Genomic DNA, 18,269 nt, shown 5'->3' with positions numbered 1-18,269 from the left:
GGCCGTTCTTGACACGAGAGTTTATTTCGTGGAAGGGGCGCGGCAAATCGCCGGGCCGTGACCGCGGCCCCGCGTCCTCAGAAGACAAAGGCGCGTCCCTTACCATCGAGCCTCGTGCCCCACGACCGAAATGAGCGATCGCCGCGCATCCCACGGTCGATCGCCGTCGTCGCGGGACTCGCCGGTGTGCTGTTGTGCCTCGTCGTTCCCTTGCTTTCCGTGAAGCAGACGACGGCGACGGTCCTGTGGCCCCAGGGCAACACCGACGGGCACGTCACCCAGATCACCGCCCCGCTGGTGTCCGGGGCGCCCCGCGCCCTGGACATCTCCATCCCGTGCCCCGCGATGGCCACCCTGCCCCCGTCCGGCGGGCTGGTCGTCTCGACCCTGCCCGTCGGCGGGGTGGACACCGGCAAGAACGGGCTGTTCGTGCGGGCCGACAAAGACGTGGTCGTCGTCGCGTTCCGCGACACCGTCGCCGCGGTGGCGCAGCGCTCGGCGGTCGCGGCGGGCGCCTGCAGCGTCCTGCACCTGTGGGCCGACGCCGGTGGGGCGCGCGCGGACTTCGTCGGCATCCCCGGCGCCTCCGGCATCCTGCCGGCGGAGAAGAAGCCTCAGGTCGGCGGGATCTTCACCGACCTGAAAGTGCCGGCGCAGCCTGGGCTTTCGGCCCGCATCGACGTCGACACCCGGTTCATCACGGCGCCCACCGCCCTGAAGGCGATCGTGATGGCCCTGGGCACCCTGGCGGTCCTGGCGGCGATCGCGGCCATGGCGGTGCTGGATCGGCGCAGCCGCGGCGCGCGGCTCCGTTGGCCCTCCTGGCCGCGCGTCAACGCCGCGATTCGCCCGCGAGCGGGAGGTGCCGCGTGGCTCGCCGATATCGGGGTGATCGGAACGCTGCTGGTCTGGCATGTCATCGGCGCCACCTCCTCGGACGACGGCTACAACCTGACCATCGCCCGCGTCGCCCCGAAAGCCGGGTACGTGGTCGACTACTACCGCTACTTCGGGACGACGGACGCGCCGTTCGACTGGTACCTCGCGCTGCTGTCCAAACTGGCCGCGGTCAGCACCGCCGGGGTGTGGATGCGGCTGCCGGCGACGCTCGCCGGGATCGCCTGCTGGCTGATCATCGGCCACTGGATGCTGCGGCGGCTGGGCCCCGGGCGGGGCGGGCTGGCGGCCAACCGGGTCGCGGTGCTCACCGCGGGCGCGGTGTTCCTGGCCGCCTGGCTCCCGTTCAACAACGGCCTGCGGCCCGAGCCGCTGATCGCGCTGGGCGTCGTGCTGACCTGGATGCTGGTGGAACGCGCCATCGCGCTGGGGCGGTTGGCCCCCGCCGCGGTCGCGATCATCGTCGCGATGCTGACCGCGGCGCTGGCGCCGCAGGGACTGATCGCGGTCGCCGCGCTGCTGACGGGCGCCCGGGCCATCGCCCGAACCATCCGGCGGCGCCAGGCGACCGACGGATTGTTGGCGCCGCTGGCGGTGCTGGGGGCCTCGCTGTCGCTGATCCTGGTGGTGGTGTTCCGCAGCCAGACGCTGGCGACCGTCGCCGAGTCGGCGCGCATCAAGTACAAGGTCGGCCCGACGATCGCCTGGTACCAGGATTGGCTGCGCTACTACTTCCTCACCGTCGAGTCCAACCCCGACGGGTCGATGGCGCGACGGTTCGCGGTGCTGGTGCTGCTGCTGTGCCTGTTCGGGATGCTGGTGATCCTGCTGCGCCGGGGCAGCGTGCCGGGGTTGGCGACCGGCCCGGCGTGGCGGTTGATCGGCACCACCGCGCTCGGCCTGTTGCTGCTGACCTTCACCCCGACGAAGTGGGCCGTGCAGTTCGGCGCGTTCGCCGGGCTGGCCGGCGCGCTGGGCGCGGTCACGGCGTTCGCGTGCGCCCGGATCGGCCTGCACAACCGCCGCAACCTGACGCTGTACGTGACGGCGCTGCTGTTCGTGCTCGCGTGGGCCACCTCCGGCATCAACGGTTGGTTTTACGTCGGCAACTACGGGGTGCCGTGGTGGGACATCCAACCGGTCATTGCCAGCCATCCGGTGACGTCGATGTTCCTGACGTTGTCGATCATCACCGGCCTGTTGGCCGCCTGGCAGCACTTCCGGATGGACTACGCCGGCCACACCGAAGTCAAGGACAACCGGCGCAACCGCGTCCTGGCCTCGACGCCGCTGCTGGTGGTCGCGACGATCATGGTGCTCGGCGACGTCGGCTCGCTGGCCAAGGCCGCCGTGTTCCGCTATCCGATGTACACCACCGCGAAGGCCAACCTGGCCGCGCTCAGTTCCGGGCTCTCGCCCGGCAGCTGTGCGATGGCCGACGACGTGCTGGCCGAGCCCGACCCCAACGCCGGCATGCTGCAACCCGCGCCGGGACAGACCTTCGGCCCGGACGGCCCGCTCGGCGGCATCAACCCGGTCGGCTTCAAGCCCGACGGGGTGGGCGACGACCTGAGGTCCTATCCGGTGGTGACCAAGCCGGGAGTGGTGAATTCCGACGCGTCGCCCAACAAGCCCAACGCCTCGATGAGTGACTCCGCGGGCACCGCCGGAGGGAAGGGCCCGGTCGGCGTGAACGGGTCGCATGCGGCGCTGCCGTTCGGCCTCGACCCCGCCCGCACACCGGTGATGGGCAGCTACGGCGAGAACTCGCTTGCCGCCACGGCGACCTCGGCGTGGTACCAGCTGCCGCCCCGCAGCCCGGACCGGCCGATCGTGGTGGTCTCGGCCACCGGCGCCATCTGGTCGTACAAGGAGGACGGCACCTTCACCTACGGACAGCAGCTGAAGCTGCAGTGGGGCCACCGCGACTCAACCCGACCCGACGGCGCCACCCAGCCGCTGGCGGAGGTGTATCCGATCGACATCGGGCCGGAGCCGGCGTGGCGCAACCTGCGGTTCCCGTTGACCTGGGCGCCGCCGGAGGCCAACGTGGCGCGCATCGTCGCGTACGACCCCAACCTGAGCTCCGAGCAGTGGTTCGCGTTCACCCCGCCGCGGGTCCCGGTGCTGCAGACCCTGCAGCAACTGATCGGATCCCACACACCGGTGTTGATGGACATCGCCACCGCGGCGAACTTCCCCTGCCAGCGGCCGTTCTCCGAACACCTCGGCGTCGCCGAACTCCCGCAATACCGCATCCTGCCCGATCACAAACAGACCGCGGCATCGTCGAACGGGTGGGAGGCCGGCGAGGCCGGCGGCCCGTTCCTGATCACCCAGTCGATGCTGCGCACCTCGACGGTCTCGACGTACCTGCGCGGTGACTGGCATCGCGACTGGGGTTCGGTCGAGCAGTATTACCCGTTGGTGCCGGCCGATCAGGCCCCGGTTGCCGCTATCGAACAGGGTGTGATCACAGTGCGCGGCTGGAGCCGGCAGGGACCGATTCGGGCCCTCCCATGAGCGTCACCACCGTCAGGAACCGCGAAGACACGGCGGCCCGCCCCCAAGACGTGCGCGTGACGCGCTGGGTCGCCACGATCGCCGGGCTGATCGGCTTCGTCCTGTCGGTGGCGACGCCGCTGCTTCCGGTCGTGCAGACCACCGCCACGCTGAACTGGCCGCAAAACGGCCAATTGAACAGCGTCACCGCGCCGCTGATCTCACTGACGCCGGTCGACGTAACGGCGACCGTGCCGTGCTCGGTGGTGCGCGCCCTGCCGCCCGACGGCGGGGTGGTGCTGAGCACGGCACCCAAGAAGGGCAAGGACGCCGCGCTGAACGGGCTGTTCGTCGTCGCCAACGCCAAGCGCGTCGACGTCACCGACCGCAACGTGGTGATCGCCAGCGTCCCCCGCGATCAGGCGGAATCCGCACAATGCCAGCGCATCGAGATCACCTCCACGAAGGCCGGCGCCTACGCCACCTTCGTCGGGTTGACCGATCCGGCGGGCAAGCCGGTGGGCGGCGGTTTCCCCGACCCCAACCTGCGACCGCAGATCGTCGGGGTGTTCACGGACCTCACCGGGCCCGCGCCGCCCGGCCTGCGATTCTCGGCCACCATCGACACCCGGTTCTCCAGCACGCCGACGACGCTGAAACTGGCCGCGATGGTGCTGGCCATCGTGTCCACCATCGTCTCGCTGATCGCGCTGTGGCGCCTCGACCAGTTGGACGGTCGCCGGATGCGCCGGCTCATCCCAACGAACTGGCGCACCTTCACCCTGGCCGACGCCACGGTCATCTTCGGCTTCCTGCTGTGGCACGTGATCGGCGCCAACTCCTCCGACGACGGCTACATCCTGGGCATGGCGCGGGTCGCCGGTCCCGCCGGCTACATGTCGAACTACTTCCGCTGGTTCGGGAGCCCGGAGGACCCGTTCGGCTGGTACTACAACCTGCTGGCGCTGATGACCAAGGTCAGCGACGCCAGCTTGTGGATGCGGTTGCCGGACCTGGTCGCCGGGCTGGTGTGCTGGCTGCTGCTGTCGCGCGAGGTGCTCCCCCGGCTGGGGCCGGCGGTGGCGGGCAGCAAGGCCGCGAACTGGGCGGCCGGCCTGGTTCTGCTGGCCGCGTGGATGCCGTTCGACAACGGCCTGCGCCCGGAGGGCCAGATCGCCGTCGGCTCGCTGATCACCTACGTGCTGATCGAGCGTTCGATGCGCTACAGCCGCCTGACGCCGGCGGCGCTGGCGGTGATCGCCGCCGCGTTCACGCTCGGCATCCAGCCGACCGGCCTGATCGCGGTCGCCGCGCTGGTCGCCGGCGGCCGGCCGATCCTGCGCATCCTGGTGCGACGCCACCGCCTGGTGGGAACCTGGCCGCTGGTGGCCCCGATGCTCGCCGCGGGATTCGTCATCCTGACCGTGGTGTTCGCCGACCAGACGCTGTCAACGGTGTTGGAAGCCACCAGGATTCGCACCGCGATCGGCCCCAGCCAGGCGTGGTACACCGAAAATCTGCGCTACTACTACCTCATCCTGCCCACCGTCGACGGCTCGCTGTCGCGGCGGTTCGGATTCTTGATCACCGCGCTGTGCCTGTTCACGTCGATGTTCATCATGTTGCGGCGCAAGCGAGTTCCCGGCGTGGCGCGCGGCCCGGCGTGGCGCCTGATGGGTGTCATCTTCGGCACCATGTTCTTCCTGATGTTCACCCCGACCAAATGGGTGCACCACTTCGGGTTGTTCGCGGCGGTGGGCGCGGCGATGGCCGCGCTGGCCACCGCGCTGGTGTCGCCGAAGGTGCTGCGCTGGTCGCGAAACCGGATGGCCTTCCTGGCGGCGGTGCTGTTCGTGTTGGCATTGTGCTTCGCCACCACCAACGGCTGGTGGTACGTGTCCAGCTATGGGGTTCCGTTCAACAGCAGCATGCCGAAAATCGGCGGAATCACAGTCAGCGCAATCTTTTTCGCGCTGTTCGCGATCGCCGCGGTGTACGCCGCCTGGCTGCACTTCGTGTCCCCCGAGCACGGCGAGGGCCGGCTGGCGCGGGCGGTTACGGCGGCGCCCATCCCCGTCGCCGCCGGCTTCATGACGCTCGTGTTCGTGGCGTCGATGGTGGCGGGCATCGTCCGTCAGTACCCGACCTACTCCAACGCCTGGGACAACCTGCGCGAGTTCAGCGGAGGCTGTGGGCTGGCCGACGACGTGCTCGTCGAGCCGGACAGCAACGCGGGCTTCATGGCGGCCCTGCCCGGCAATTACGGTCCGCTGGGGCCGCTGGGTGGTGTCAACCCGACCGGGTTCACCCCCAACGGCGTCCCGGACCGCACCTTGGCCGAGTCGGTCAAGGAGACGTCGGTGCCGCAGCCCGGTACGGACTACGACTGGGACGCGCCGCTCAAGCTGACGGCGCCGGGCGTCAACGGGTCGACGGTGCCGCTGCCCTACGGCCTCAACCCCGATCAGGTTCCGCTGGCCGGCAGCTACACCACCGGCGCGCAACAGCAGAGCAAGTTGACCTCGGCGTGGTATCGGCTACCCAAGCCCGACGCCGGGCACCCGCTGGTGGTGGTGACCGCCGCGGGCACGATCGCCGGCAACAGCATCCTGCATCACCACACCAACGGGCAGACCGTGGAACTGGAGTTCGGCAGGCCCGGCCCCGACGGCTCCGTGCTGCCCGCCGGAAGGCTGGTGCCCTACGACCTGTACGGCGAGCAGCCCAAAGTGTGGCGCAACCTGCGCTACCCCCGCTCGCAGATGCCCGCAGACGCCGTCGCCGTCCGGGTGGTGGCCGAGGACCTCTCCCTCACGCCGGACGACTGGATCGCGGTGACCCCGCCGCGGGTGCCGGAGTTGCGCTCGCTGCAGGAGTACATCGGTTCGAAGCAGCCGGTGCTGATGGACTGGGCGGTCGGCCTGGCCTTCCCGTGCCAGCAGCCGATGCTGCACGTCAACGGTGTCACCGAAATACCGAAGTACCGGATCACGCCGGACTACAACGCCAAGAAGCAGGACACCGACACCTGGCAGGACGGCGTCAACGGCGGCCTGCTGGGCATCACCGACCTCCTGCTGCGGGCGCACGTGATGTCGACCTACCTGTCCCGCGACTGGGGACGCGACTGGGGTTCGTTGCGCAAGTTCGACACCATCGCCGACGCCCGGCCCGCCCAGCTCGAGCTCGGCACCGCGACCCGCAGCGGGTTGTGGTCGCCCGGAGAGATCCGAATCAAGCCATAGCGAACGCGAAAGCGATTGCGTGGCAATAAGTTTAAATTGCCGTGCCATTAATTCGTCATCCGTCGAATACCTCACGAAATTGACGTTCCGGTAATTCGCGCGCAAATGTTTATTCGGTCAATCGCGGGTCAATACCTATTTCCCCCGTGGGTTAACTGACACATGCGTTAAAAAGGTGACCCGAATGCGTACGCTGATTCGATTAGGCACTTGCACGGCGGCAATGACGGTGGCGGTCTTTCCGGCGGCCACCTATGAGATTGTCGAGGCGGCCGCCCAGGGCGGCACCACGGTCGTTCTCGACAGTTACGAGCGGCGCTGCGATTTCAGCCAGGTGACGGAGGCGGCGTGGATCCCGCGGCCGCCCGAGGGCACCGGCTCGGCGCTCATCAGCGCCTCCGGTTCGAGAGCAGTCGCGCAGGTGCACGTGGCGATCCCCGACGAACCGGGGGCACATTACGACGTCGGCCTCATCCAGGAACCCCGCCCGTCGTCGGCGACCTGCGGTCCCGGGGATCCCGGCACCGCCTTTACGGGAATGGACACCGACGGCGCCGGCAACGCGACGGTGACCGTTCAGGACGCCATTCGCCCGGGCACGACGGGCGTCTGGGTAATTGTCGAACGCGCAAACCCGAACTCGCAAAATCCGGCCGAGTTCTACACGTCCGAATTCCTGGTGCCGGTATAACTCGGGTGGGCAGCGGTCACCTCGTGACCCGATGGCCCGCCCGGTCGTCGGCCCGTTGTTGTTCGGCCGCGGTGACGACGAGCGCGTCCGATCCCGGAAACACCGTGGCGACATGGCCGTTGGCGAGCCAGCGCACCACGTAGGGCGGTGCCCCGTCGGCCCCGTGCACCTCCGTGATCAGCCCACGCTGATCCGCCAACTCCGTCGTCGTGCCCTTGATCACGAGCCAGTCGCCCACGTTCGCCTTCATCATCGACTCCTCTAGATCGTTGACTTCAGGGTCGATCATGCGACGCGGCGGGCCTGCAGAGGGAGGGCCATAGGTCACCGTCGACGTGCGAGGACGAACGCCCCGCACGGACGGGACTTCGGTCCCTATTTCCGCGCTTCGGTCAAATGGTCCGATGCAGGTGTCTGGTAACGACGGGGGGTGAAAGGCACGCCGATGAACGCATCATCACAGTCGCTGGCAAGTACACGCTTTTTCGCGCGCGTGCTGGGTCCTTTCCTCGTCATCGTCGACGTCACGGCGGTGGCGCGCGCTTCGGACATGCAGACGCTGCTGTCGCAGTTCGAGGCGAATTCGATGTGGGCGTTCGTCACCGGCGCCTTCATTCTGCTGTTCGGGCTGATCGTGGTCGCCGCGCACCAATATTGGAATGGCGCCGCGGCTATCCTCGTTTCCTCGCTGGGCTGGCTGATCGTGCTGCGCGGGCTGCTCTTGGTGGCATTTCCGAAGGCATTCGTTGCCGTGGCCGACAGCATGATCGGCGCGCAGGGCTGGTGGATTTCGCTGTGCATCGTCTTCGCCCTGATCGGCGTCTACCTGACCTACTTCGGCTGGGCCACTGCACCGGGCCGGCCGGCCTCGCACGCGACGACCGCAACGCCGGACCTTCCCCGGGCAGCGTGATCACGCCGGTGACAACGTCAGCGCCCGACGAGAGCACCGCCGACATCGGCGCGGCTCTGCACGCCAACCTGAGCGACGAGTTCGACACGTCGACGGCCGTCGCCGACGCGGCCGTCGAGGACATGGCCACGATGGGTCGGGGCTCGGGCGTGCTCGTCGTGAAGCGGGGCCCCAACGCCGGGTCGCAGTTTCTCTTGCAACAGCCCATCATGTCGGCGGGGCGGCATCCGGCCAGCGACATCTTCCTCGACGACATCACGGTCAGCCGCAGGCACGCCGAATTCCGAAGGGAGAACGGCAAATTCCGCGTCGTCGACCTCGGCAGCCTGAACAGCACCTACCTCAACCGGCAACCCGTCGACTCGGCGGTGCTCGCCGACGGCGACGAGATCCAGATCGGCAACTTCCGCCTGGTTTTCCTCACCGGGCCGACGACCGGCTGACACCGGCGAGGAGGGCCTTCGTGAGCGCTGCAGACCGGATCCTGATTCAGCTCCTCAGCGAGGCCGGCATATTGGGTCACATCGAACCGGAGACGGCGTCCGCGATGATCAGGCAGCTGCAGGCGTCCGAATTCAAACCGGGGCAGGTCATTTTCGCCCAAGGCGACCCCGGCGATCGGGTTTACATCATCGTCACGGGCAAGGTCAAGATCAGCCTGAGGGGTCCCGGTGAGCGTGAGAATCTCCGGGCGATCATGGGCCCGGCGGACGTCTTCGGCGAGCTGGCGGTGTTCGACCCCGGTCCCCGGTCCTGCACCGCGACGGCAATCACCGACGTTCGCGCGGTGTGGGTGAACCGCGCCACCTTGCACGCGTGGATAGCCCGCCGGCCGGTGATCGCCGAGCAGCTGCTGCGGGCACTGAACCAGCGGCTGCGACAAACCGAGGATCAACTCATCGAACTGATCTCCAGCGATGTGGCCACCCGCGTGGCGCGCCAATTGTTGCTGTTGGCCGAGCGCTTTGGTACCCGGGACCGCGACGGGCTGCGCGTCGCGCACGAGCTCAGCCAGGACGAGATGGCGCAGCTCGTCGGCGCCGACCGGGTATCGGTCAACAAGGCGCTCGGCGATTTCGCATCTCGCGGCTGGATCACGTTGCAGGGCAAGGGCGTTCTGATCACCGACGCCGACGGGCTCGCCGGCCGCGCCGCGGCGGGCGCGGCCGCGGGCGTGTACCGGCGGCGCCCCCTGCGCGCCACCGCATGAGAATTGGCCCGAGTGTCCTTCACTCGACGTCGCCCCTGTAATACCGTCGCGGGCATGAGCGACTACGCCCCGGAGGCGGTGGACCGGCTGCCGTTCTCCACCGAAGAAAAGTCGCAGCGCTATCGGACGGACAGCTACCGGGGGGCCGTGGGCCTCAACTGGTACCGCACCGATCCCACCCTGCGGTCCACCATGGCCTACTACCTGCGGCCCGACGAATTGGCCGTGGTGGAGCCGCATCTCACCCGCATCGGTGACCTGATGGGCGGCCCGGTGGCGCGCTGGGCCGAGGAGACCGACCGCAACCCGCCCCGGCTGGAGCGCTACGACCGGTGGGGACACGACATCAGCCGGGTCGTCATGCCGGAGTCGTTCACCCAGTCCAAGCGCGCGGTGCTGGATGCGCAGCAGGCCCTGCGGGACGCGGCGCGGGCCGCCCAGGTGAGCTCGGGCCTGGCGTTGTTCGCGTCCAACTATCTGCTCAATCAGGCCGACATCGGGATGGGCTGCGCGCTGGGCACCGGCGGCGGGATGGTCCAGTCCCTGGTGGCCGCCTACGCCCCACCCGACGTGGCCGAGCACGTGCTGGCCAAGTTCGCCTCCGGTGAATGGGCGGGCGAGACGGCGCAACTCCTGACGGAACGCACCGGCGGGTCCGACCTGGGCGCGCTGGAGACGACCGCCACCCGCGCGGGTGACGCCTGGCAGCTGAACGGCTTCAAGTGGTTCGCCTCCAACTGCGCGGGCGAGGCGTTCGTGGTGCTCGCGAAACCCGAAGGCGCGCCGGACTCCAGCCGCGGCGTCGCCAACTTCCTCGTGCTGCGCAACCGGCGTGACGGTTCGCGCAACGGGGTGCGGGTGCGCCGGCTCAAGGACAAGCTCGGTACCCGCTCGGTGGCCTCCGGCGAGGTCGAGTTCGTCGACGCCGAGGCGTTCCTGCTGTCCGAGCAGCCCGGCGCCGCAGAAGCGCAAGCGGGCCCGTCCGACGGTAAGGGGCTGGGCCGCATGATGGAGCTGACCAACGCGGCGCGACTCGGCATCGCCCAGTTCGCGCTGGGCAACGCGCGGCGTGCCCTGGTCGAGTCGCTGTGCTACGCCCGGCACCGCCACGCGTTCGGCGGGGCGCTCATCGACAAGCCGCTGATGCGCCGAAAGCTGGCCGAGATGATCGTCGACGTCGAGGCGGCGCTGGCGCTGGTCTTCGACGGCACCGGCGCCGTCAACCACCGCCAGCCCCGCGGCGTGCGGCAGCGCATCGCGGTGCCCGTCACCAAACTGAAGGTGTGCCGGCTGGGGATCACCGCCGCGTCGGACGCGATCGAAATCCACGGCGGCAACGGCTATATCGAGACGTGGCCGGTCGCCCGGCTGCTGCGCGACGCGCAGGTGAACACCATCTGGGAGGGCCCGGACAACATCCTGTGCCTCGACGTGCGCCGCGGCATCGAGCGGGCCGCCGCGCACGAGGCGCTGCTGGCCCGGCTGCGCGACGCCGTCTCGGTTTCCCACGACGACGAGACCACCCGCCTGGTTGCGAGCCGCGTCGAGGACCTCGACGCGGCGATCACCGCGTGGGGCAAGCTCGACGCCGCTGTGGCCGAGGCCCGGCTGTTCCCGCTGGCCCAGTTCATGGGCGACGTGTACGCGGGTGCGCTGCTCACCGAGCAGGCCGCGTGGGAGCGGGAGACCGGCGCCGGGCAGCGCAAGGCGCTCGTCGCGCGGCTGTACGCGCAGCGCTACCTCGCCGACCGGGGGCCGTTGCGCGGCATCGACGCGGAATCCGACGAGGCGCTGGAGCGCTTCGACGAACTGGTCGAGGGCGCGTTCGCCGGCGAGCAGACGTAAAAGCCCCCAATTTCGGTTGAAAACAGGGGCTTTTGCGTCTGCTCGGCGAAGAGAGCGGCTAGACCGGGATCAGGCCGTGCTTGCGGGCGACGCGGAACCACAGCTGCTTGTCCCGCAGCAGGCGCATCGACTTGCGCAGCAGCAGCCGGGTCTCGTGCGGGTCGATGACCGCGTCGATGAAGCCGCGCTCGGCCGCCGTCCACGGGATCGCCATGTTGAGGTTGTAGCCCTCGATGAAGTCCTTCTTGATCTGCTGCGCCTCGGGCGTGGTCGGGTCCGGGAACCTCTTCATCAGCAGCTGCGCGGCGCCCTCGGCGCCGATCACGGCGATCCGCGCGGTGGGCCAGGCGAAGTTGAAGTCGGCCGTCAGCTGCCGGGACCCCATCACGGCGTAGGCGCCGCCGTAGGACTTGCGTACCGTGATCGTCACCTTCGGCACGTCGGCCTCGACGACGGAGTACAGGAACCGGCCGCCGCGCTTGATGATGCCCCGCTTCTCCTCCTCGGCACCCGGCAGGAACCCGGGCGTGTCCACGACGAACACCAGCGGGATGTTGAATGCGTCGCAGAATCGGATGAACCGCGCCGCCTTGTCGGACGCCTCGTTGTCGATCGCCCCCGACATGTGCATGGGCTGGTTGGCGATCACCCCGACCGGGTGGCCGTCGACGCGCGCGTACCCGGTGATGATGGCCGGCCCGTGCTGCGCGGCGACGTCGAGGAAATCGCCGTCGTCGAAGATGCGCAGCAGGATCTCGTGCATGTCGTAGGCCGCGTTGTCGGAGTCCGGCACGATCGCGTCGAGCTCCAGGTCGGTCGGGGTGATCTCCGGCTCCAGCCCGGGGTTGACGATCGGCGGCTTGTCGAAGCAGTTGGACGGCAGGAACGACAGGTAGTCGCGCACGTACTGGAACGCCTCCGCCTCGGAGTCGACCACCTGGTGGATGTTGCCGTAGCGGGCCTGGGCGTCGGAGCCGCCGAGCTCGTCGAGGGTGACCTCCTCGCCGGTGACCTCACGGATCACGTCGGGCCCGGTGACAAAGAAGTAGCCCTGGTCGCGCACCGAGACGAGCAGATCGTCCTGGATCGGCGAATACACCGCTCCCCCAGCGCATTTGCCGAAGATGAGCGAGATCTGCGGCACCAGCCCGGACAGCGCCTCGTGGCGGCGGCCCAGCTCGGCGTACCACGCCAGCGAGGTGACCGCGTCCTGAATCCGGGCACCGCCCGAGTCCTGGATGCCGATGATCGGGCACCCGACCATCGCGCACCACTCCATCAGCCGCGCGACCTTGCGGCCGAACATCTCACCGACGGTGCCCTGGAACACCGTCTGGTCGTGCGAGAACACCCCGACCGGCCGGCCGTCGATCATTGCGTGCCCCGTGACGCAGCCGTCCCCGTAGAGCGCGTTCGGGTCGTTCGGCGTCTTGGCCAGCGCTCCGATCTCGAAGAAGGTGCCCGGATCGACCAGCGCGTGCACGCGGGCGCGGGCGCTCGGGATGCCCTTCTTGTCGCGCTTGGCGGCGGCCTTCTCCCCGCCCGGCTCCTGGGCCAGTTCGAGGCGAGCGTGCAGTTCGGCCAGCTTTTCCGCGGTGGTGTGCTGAACGGGCGCCGGCACGGTTTCGGTCACTACTCGCCTACCTCACTTTTTCCGACGTCGCCGGCTGGTGCTTTGCCGCGATCCCGTTCAGGGCCTGGGTCATGTGCGCGCCCACCTTCGCGATGATCGGCTCGTCGATGACCTGGATGTGCTCGCCACCGACCGGCACGACCTCGAGGTCGGTCACGTACTCGCCCCAGCCGCCGTCCGGCTTGCGGGTGGCGTAGCGCGGCTCGAACATGATCGCGTCGTCATGGTAGCGATCGGCCATGTAGAGCGTCACGTGGCCGTCGTAGGGCTCGATCTCGGCGGTGTCGATGGCGCGCTGGTCCAGGTACGACGTGCGCTGGTGCTCGACGATCCCGGCCGGGATCTGCACACCGCTCGCCTTGACCGCCTCGAGCACGAGCTGGACCTGGCCCGCGTCGTCGAGCTCCTCGAGCTGTTCGTAGGGGATCTCGTCGATGGTGACGTTGAAGGTCTTCTCGGCGAACCGGGCGTAGCGATCCCAGCGCTTGCGGATCTCCTCCTTGGTCTGCGGGATCTCCTCGCCGGGGCGCACCGCGTCGATGAGGCCGACCCACGCGACGTCCTTGCCCATCCGCTTCAGCCCGATCGCGCAGGCGTAGGCCAACGCGCCGCCCAACGACCAGCCGGCGAGAATGTACGGCCCGTCGCCCTGCATCTCGATCAGCTTCGGAACGTATTGCGCCGCACGCTCTTCGATGCTGCCCTCGACCCGTTCCAGGCCGTACATCGGGATATCGGCCGGCAACCGGTTGAGCAGCGGCTCGTACACCACCGTCGAGCCGCCGGCCGGGTGGAACACGAACACCGGCGGCTTGGTGCTGCCCTCCGGGCGCGCCCGCAGCGTGCGGACGAACCCGTCGACCACCCCGGCCTCCAGGTACTCGCGCACCTTCTCGGCCAGCGCCTCGATGTTCTCCGACGCCAGCACGTCCTCGGCGGTGATCGAACCTTCGGCGCGCTCCGACAGCCGCTCCGCCATCTTGGCGGCGGCGGCGTCATCGAGCTTCGGCAGCTTGTTGAAGATGCCGCCCGGCGACTTGCCCGTCACGATCGCCCAGGTGGCGAAGGTGACCCGCTCGGCGGCGTCGCGCGGCGGCACGTCGAGGGCGGCCGCCGGGTTCGGCTGGCCGGCCCCGTTTGTCTGCGACGCGTTGGCCCCCAACGGGTTCGTCGGCGGCGGCGGGATCGGGACGTCGGAAGCCGGCGGCTGCGTCTGCGGCTCGGCTTGCGGGTCGGGAGCCGGTGCCACCACCGAGGCGGGTGTCGCGCCACTGAGCAGCTCGGCCTGTTCCCGGGCGATTTCCTCGGCCGTCTGCGTCTTCTGGTGCTCGGCCAGCTGCTGCACCTCGTCGCGGTGCTCGACCGCGTACTCGATCAGCTTCTCGACGGCGTAGAGGTTGGCGTCGCGCACGGCCGTCAACTGGATGGGCGGCAGGTCGAAGTCGTACTCGACGCGGTTCTTGATCCGCACCGCCATCAGCGAGTCCAGTCCCAGCTCGATCAGCGGCACCTCCCACGGCAGGTCCTCGGGCTCGTAGCCCATCGCCGCGCCGACGATCGCGCCGAGCCGGTCGGCGATGGTCTCGCCCGAATCCGGTGTCCACTTGGTGAAGCCGGCCGGCATGTACCGGTTGGTCAGGCTGTCGCCGAGCGCCTCCTCCTCCGGGCCCTCGCCGGGGGCCTCCGCCGCCGCCGCGCCGTTGGCCGCAGCCGCGATCGCCGTGCCCGCACCGACCGCAACGGGCAGCACCGACTCTGAGCCGCCCCGGGTGACCAGCGCGTCGTACACCAGCGTGAAGGACTCGTCGATGCGCGCGTGCACCTGGACCGACGCGCCGCCCGGGTGCCGGGTCAGCGTCGTCACCAGCCGGGAGCCCTCGCCCGGCTTTGCGCGCTCCTCCGCGGCCGTCAGCTGCGCGTCCGGAAGTACCTCGGCCGCAGCGGCTTTCACCAGCGCCGCGAGATCCGTCAGACCCTTGGGCGCGTACTCCCACACGTGGCGGCCGTCCGGCAGTGCCACGTGGTTGCCCGGCATGATGATCGCGCCGCTGCCCGAGGCGACCTGCACGTCGAGCCAGTGCTCCTTGCGCTTGAACCGGGTCGGCGGAATGTTGGCGTAATGCTCGGGACCCAGCGGCCCGGAAGCGGGCCGCGGGAACAGGGTCCGGGGGTCCAGGTCGTGGCCGTAGACGTAGAGCTGCGCCAGGGTCGAGGTGATCGATTCGACCTCGTCCTGCTTGCGGGCCAGCGTCGGGATCAGCTGGGCGTCGTGCAGTCCGGCGTCCGCCGTGGTCAGGCCGACCTGCATCAGCGCGACGGGGTTGGGTGCCAGTTCTACGAAGGTGGTGTGCCCGCTGTCGACGGCGTTGCGGATTCCGTGCGTGAAGTAGACGGAATGGCGCAACCCCTTCTTCCAGTAGTCCACGTCGTGGATGGGCTCGCCGCCCGGTTTGATGTAGCTGCCCTCGTGCACGGTCGAGTAGATGCCGCACGTCGGGCTCATCGGCTTGATGCCCTGCAGCTCCGCGGCCAGCTCGCCGAGCAACGGATCCATCTGGGAGGTATGGCTGGCGCCCTTGGTCTGGAACTTGCGCGCGAACTTACCCTCGGCCTCCGCGCGGGCGATGATCGCGTCCACCTGCTCGGGCGGGCCGCCGATGACGGTCTGGGTGGGTGCGGCGTAGACGCACACCTCCAGGTCGGGGAAATCGGAGAACACCGTCTTGATCTCGTCGGCGGAGTATTCCACCAGCGCCATCAGCCGGATGTACTCGCCGAACAGCATCGCCTCGCCCTCGCCCATGAGGTGCGAGCGGGAGCAGATGGCCCGGGTGGCGTCGCGCAGCGACAGTCCGCCGGCGAAGTACGCCGACGCCGCCTCGCCCAGCGACTGGCCGACGACCGCGGCGGGCTTGGCACCGTGATGCTTGAGCAGTTCGCCCAGCGCGATCTGGATCGCGAAGATGGTGACCTGGGTGGTCTCGATGCCGTAGTCCTGCGAGTCATCCAGGATCAGCTCGAGCACCGAGTAGCCCAGCTCGTCCTGGACCAGCGCGTCGACCTTCTCGATCCACTCGGCGAAGACCTCGTTGCGCAAATACAGGTTCTTGCCCATCTTGCGGTGCTGGGCGCCGAAACCGGCCAGCACCCACACCGGTCCGTTGCTCACCGGGCCGTCGACGCTGAACACGTTTGGCCGCTGCTTGCCCTCGGCGATCGCGCGCAGGCCCTTGATGGCCTCCTCGTGGTCGTGCGCCAGCACCACCGCGCGCGAGCGGCCGTGGTTGCGGCGCGAGAGCGACCGGCCGATCGACTCCAGCGACGACGCCTGGCCCTCGGGGCTTTCCATCCAGTCCGCGAGCTCCGCCGCCGCCGTCTTCTTGCGGGATGTCAGGAAGGCCGACACCACCAGCGGGATAAGGGGTGTCGGAACCTCTTGCGCCGCAAGCTCTTCCAGGGCGGCCGCTTTGAGCTCCAGCGCCTCTTCGGTGACGTCCGGCAGGTCGGGCTCTTCGTCCTCGGCCGCCGGCCCGTCGGGGATGATGTTGCCGAAGTCGTCGAACCGCAGCGAGTGCGCCTCGAACGTGGGCGCTCCCCCGCCAGCGGGAGGTGCCCCCACGGCCGCCTCGGTGACCGCGTTGGCCTCGGGCGTGGGCTCGGGCTCTTTCTCGACGACGTCGCGCGGTAGGACCTCGCGCACCACCACGTGCGCGTTGGCTCCACCGAAGCCGAAGCTGGACACCCCGGCCAGCGCGTAGCCGCCGTAGCGGGGCCAATCGGTCGCCTTGTCAATCACTTTCAGGTGCATCGCGTCGAAGTCGATGTAGGGGCTGGGCCCGGCGAAGTTGAGCGACGGCGGCAGCTTGTCGTGCTGCAGCGCCAGCACCACCTTGGCCATGCTGGCCGCGCCGGCGGCCGACTCCATGTGCCCCACATTGGTTTTCACCGCGCCGAGCAGCGCCGGGCGGTCGGCCGGGCGGCCCCGGCCGACGACGCGTCCCAGCGCCTCGGCCTCGATCGGGTCACCCAGGACGGTGCCGGTGCCGTGCGCCTCGATGTAGTCGACGTTGCGCGGATCGATGCCGGCGTCCTTGTAGGCACGGCGCAGCACGTCGGCCTGCGCGTCCTGGTTGGGCGCGATCAGGCCGTTGGATCGGCCGTCGTGGTTGACTGCGGTGCCGGCGATCACGGCCAGGATCTGGTCGCCGTCGCGGCGGGCGTCGTCGACCCGCTTGAGCACCAGCATGCCGGCGCCCTCCGAGCGGGTGTAGCCGTCGGCATCCGACGAGAACGACTTGATCCGGCCGTCGGGGGCCAGCACCGCGCCGATCTCGTCGAAACCGAGCGTCACCGCGGGCGTGATCAGCGCGTTGACGCCGCCGGCGACGGCGACGTCGGCCTCGCCGTTGCGCAGTGCCTGCACCGCCTGGTGGATCGCCACCAGCGAGCTCGAGCAGGCGGTGTCGACGGCGACGGAAGGCCCGCGGAAGTCGTAGAAGTAGGACACCCGGTTCGCGATGATCGACGGCGAGTTACCGGTGATCGCGTAGGGGTGCGCGGCGGTCGGGTCGGAGATGGCCAAGAAGCCGTAGTCATGGTTGGAGACGCCGACGTACACGCCGACAGCCTCGCCGCGCAGGCTCGACGCCGGGATGCGGGCGTGCTCGAGCGCCTCCCAGGTCAGCTCGAGCGCCATCCGCTGCTGCGGGTCGATGTTGTCGGCCTCGGTCTTGGCGATCGCGAAGAACTCGGAGTCGAAGCCCTTGATGTCCTTCAGGTAGCCACCCTTGGTGCGGGCCTTGGCGATCCGTTCGGCCAGCCGCGGCTCTTCCAGGAATTCCGACCACCGCCCCTCGGGCAGGTCGGTGATGGCGTCGCGCCCCTCGATCAGCGCCTGCCAGGTTTCGTCGGGGGTGTTCATGTCGCCGGGCAGCCGGGTGGCCAGGCCCACGATCGCGATGTCGACGCGCTCCGCGGGCCCGTTGCGCGTCCAGTCGACGATGTCGACGTCGTCGTCGGGCCGTTCGGGTTCGCCCTCGATGATCCGGGTCGCCAGCGATTCGATGGTCGGGTGCTGGAAGGCCACCGCGACCGAAAGGGTCACGCCGGTCATGTCCTCGATGTCGGCGGCCATCGCCACGGCGTCGCGCGACGACAGGCCCAGCTCGACCATCGGCACCGACTCGTCGATCGAATCGGGCGATTGCCCGGTCGCCTTGCCTACATAGTTGCGCAGCCACTCGCGCATCTCGGGGACCGACATTTTGGTCTTCTCGGCGGGCAGATTCTCCTGCTGGTCCTGGGGCTCGTCTATATCAGTCATGGTTCCTGGT

General features: G+C 69.2%; 10 protein-coding genes. 7 read left to right on the top strand and 3 right to left on the bottom strand.

The features are described 5' to 3' along the window. The first annotated feature begins 114 nt into the window (after window positions 1-114). The 3 genes from A5696_RS13960 (at window position 115) to A5696_RS13950 (ending at window position 7,335) form a co-directional block, all read left to right on the top strand. Window positions 115-3,420, top strand: a complete 3,306-nt coding sequence (locus tag A5696_RS13960; protein WP_067879562.1) for an arabinosyltransferase domain-containing protein — start codon at window positions 115-117, stop codon at window positions 3,418-3,420. Next, window positions 3,417-6,644, top strand: a complete 3,228-nt coding sequence (locus tag A5696_RS13955) for an arabinosyltransferase domain-containing protein (RefSeq protein WP_067879560.1) — start codon at window positions 3,417-3,419, stop codon at window positions 6,642-6,644. Before A5696_RS13960 ends, A5696_RS13955 begins: the two co-directional genes overlap by 4 nt. 184 nt (window positions 6,645-6,828) lie before the next feature. Next, complete coding sequence (locus A5696_RS13950; RefSeq protein WP_067879557.1) at window positions 6,829-7,335, top strand: hypothetical protein; 507 nt, start codon at window positions 6,829-6,831, stop codon at window positions 7,333-7,335. Between the two features lie 16 nt (window positions 7,336-7,351). Here the strand turns inward: A5696_RS13950 and A5696_RS13945 are convergent, their stop codons facing one another. Beyond that, window positions 7,352-7,585, bottom strand: a complete 234-nt coding sequence (locus tag A5696_RS13945; RefSeq protein ID WP_067879628.1) for a DUF1918 domain-containing protein — start codon at window positions 7,583-7,585, stop codon at window positions 7,352-7,354. Between the two features lie 195 nt (window positions 7,586-7,780). On the opposite strand from A5696_RS13945, the gene A5696_RS13940 reads away from it, so the two are divergent. Genes A5696_RS13940 through A5696_RS13925 form a run of 4 tightly spaced genes read left to right on the top strand, consistent with a single transcriptional unit; the run spans window position 7,781 to window position 11,303 of the window. Continuing rightward, window positions 7,781-8,248 carry a hypothetical protein gene (locus tag A5696_RS13940; protein WP_067879554.1) on the top strand — a complete coding sequence of 156 codons (468 nt, stop codon included), beginning with the start codon at window positions 7,781-7,783 and terminating at the stop codon, window positions 8,246-8,248. Between the two features lie 8 nt (window positions 8,249-8,256). Continuing rightward, window positions 8,257-8,691: an FHA domain-containing protein gene (locus A5696_RS13935; RefSeq protein ID WP_369803340.1), complete on the top strand. Its 435-nt coding sequence runs from the start codon at window positions 8,257-8,259 to the stop codon at window positions 8,689-8,691. A gap of 41 nt (window positions 8,692-8,732) precedes the next feature. Beyond that, window positions 8,733-9,458, top strand: coding sequence for a Crp/Fnr family transcriptional regulator (locus A5696_RS13930; protein ID WP_067879622.1), 726 nt, complete (start codon window positions 8,733-8,735; stop codon window positions 9,456-9,458). A gap of 54 nt (window positions 9,459-9,512) precedes the next feature. Next, window positions 9,513-11,303, top strand: a complete 1,791-nt coding sequence (locus A5696_RS13925; protein ID WP_067879551.1) for an acyl-CoA dehydrogenase family protein — start codon at window positions 9,513-9,515, stop codon at window positions 11,301-11,303. A 58-nt stretch (window positions 11,304-11,361) separates the two neighbouring features. Here A5696_RS13925 and A5696_RS13920 read toward each other — a convergent pair whose 3' ends face one another. Beyond that, complete coding sequence (locus tag A5696_RS13920; protein ID WP_067879548.1) at window positions 11,362-12,936, bottom strand: acyl-CoA carboxylase subunit beta; 1,575 nt, start codon at window positions 12,934-12,936, stop codon at window positions 11,362-11,364. 7 nt (window positions 12,937-12,943) lie between these two features. Further along, window positions 12,944-18,259: a polyketide synthase Pks13 gene (pks13, locus tag A5696_RS13915; RefSeq protein WP_067879544.1), complete on the bottom strand. Its 5,316-nt coding sequence runs from the start codon at window positions 18,257-18,259 to the stop codon at window positions 12,944-12,946. Window positions 18,260-18,269 lie beyond the last annotated feature (10 nt).

This window comes from Mycobacterium sp. E2699 (assembly GCF_001666745.1).
Classification (GTDB): Bacteria; Actinomycetota; Actinomycetes; order Mycobacteriales; family Mycobacteriaceae; genus Mycobacterium.
Note: the sequence above shows the minus strand (reverse complement) of the source record. Positions and strands in the feature narration are given on the sequence as shown.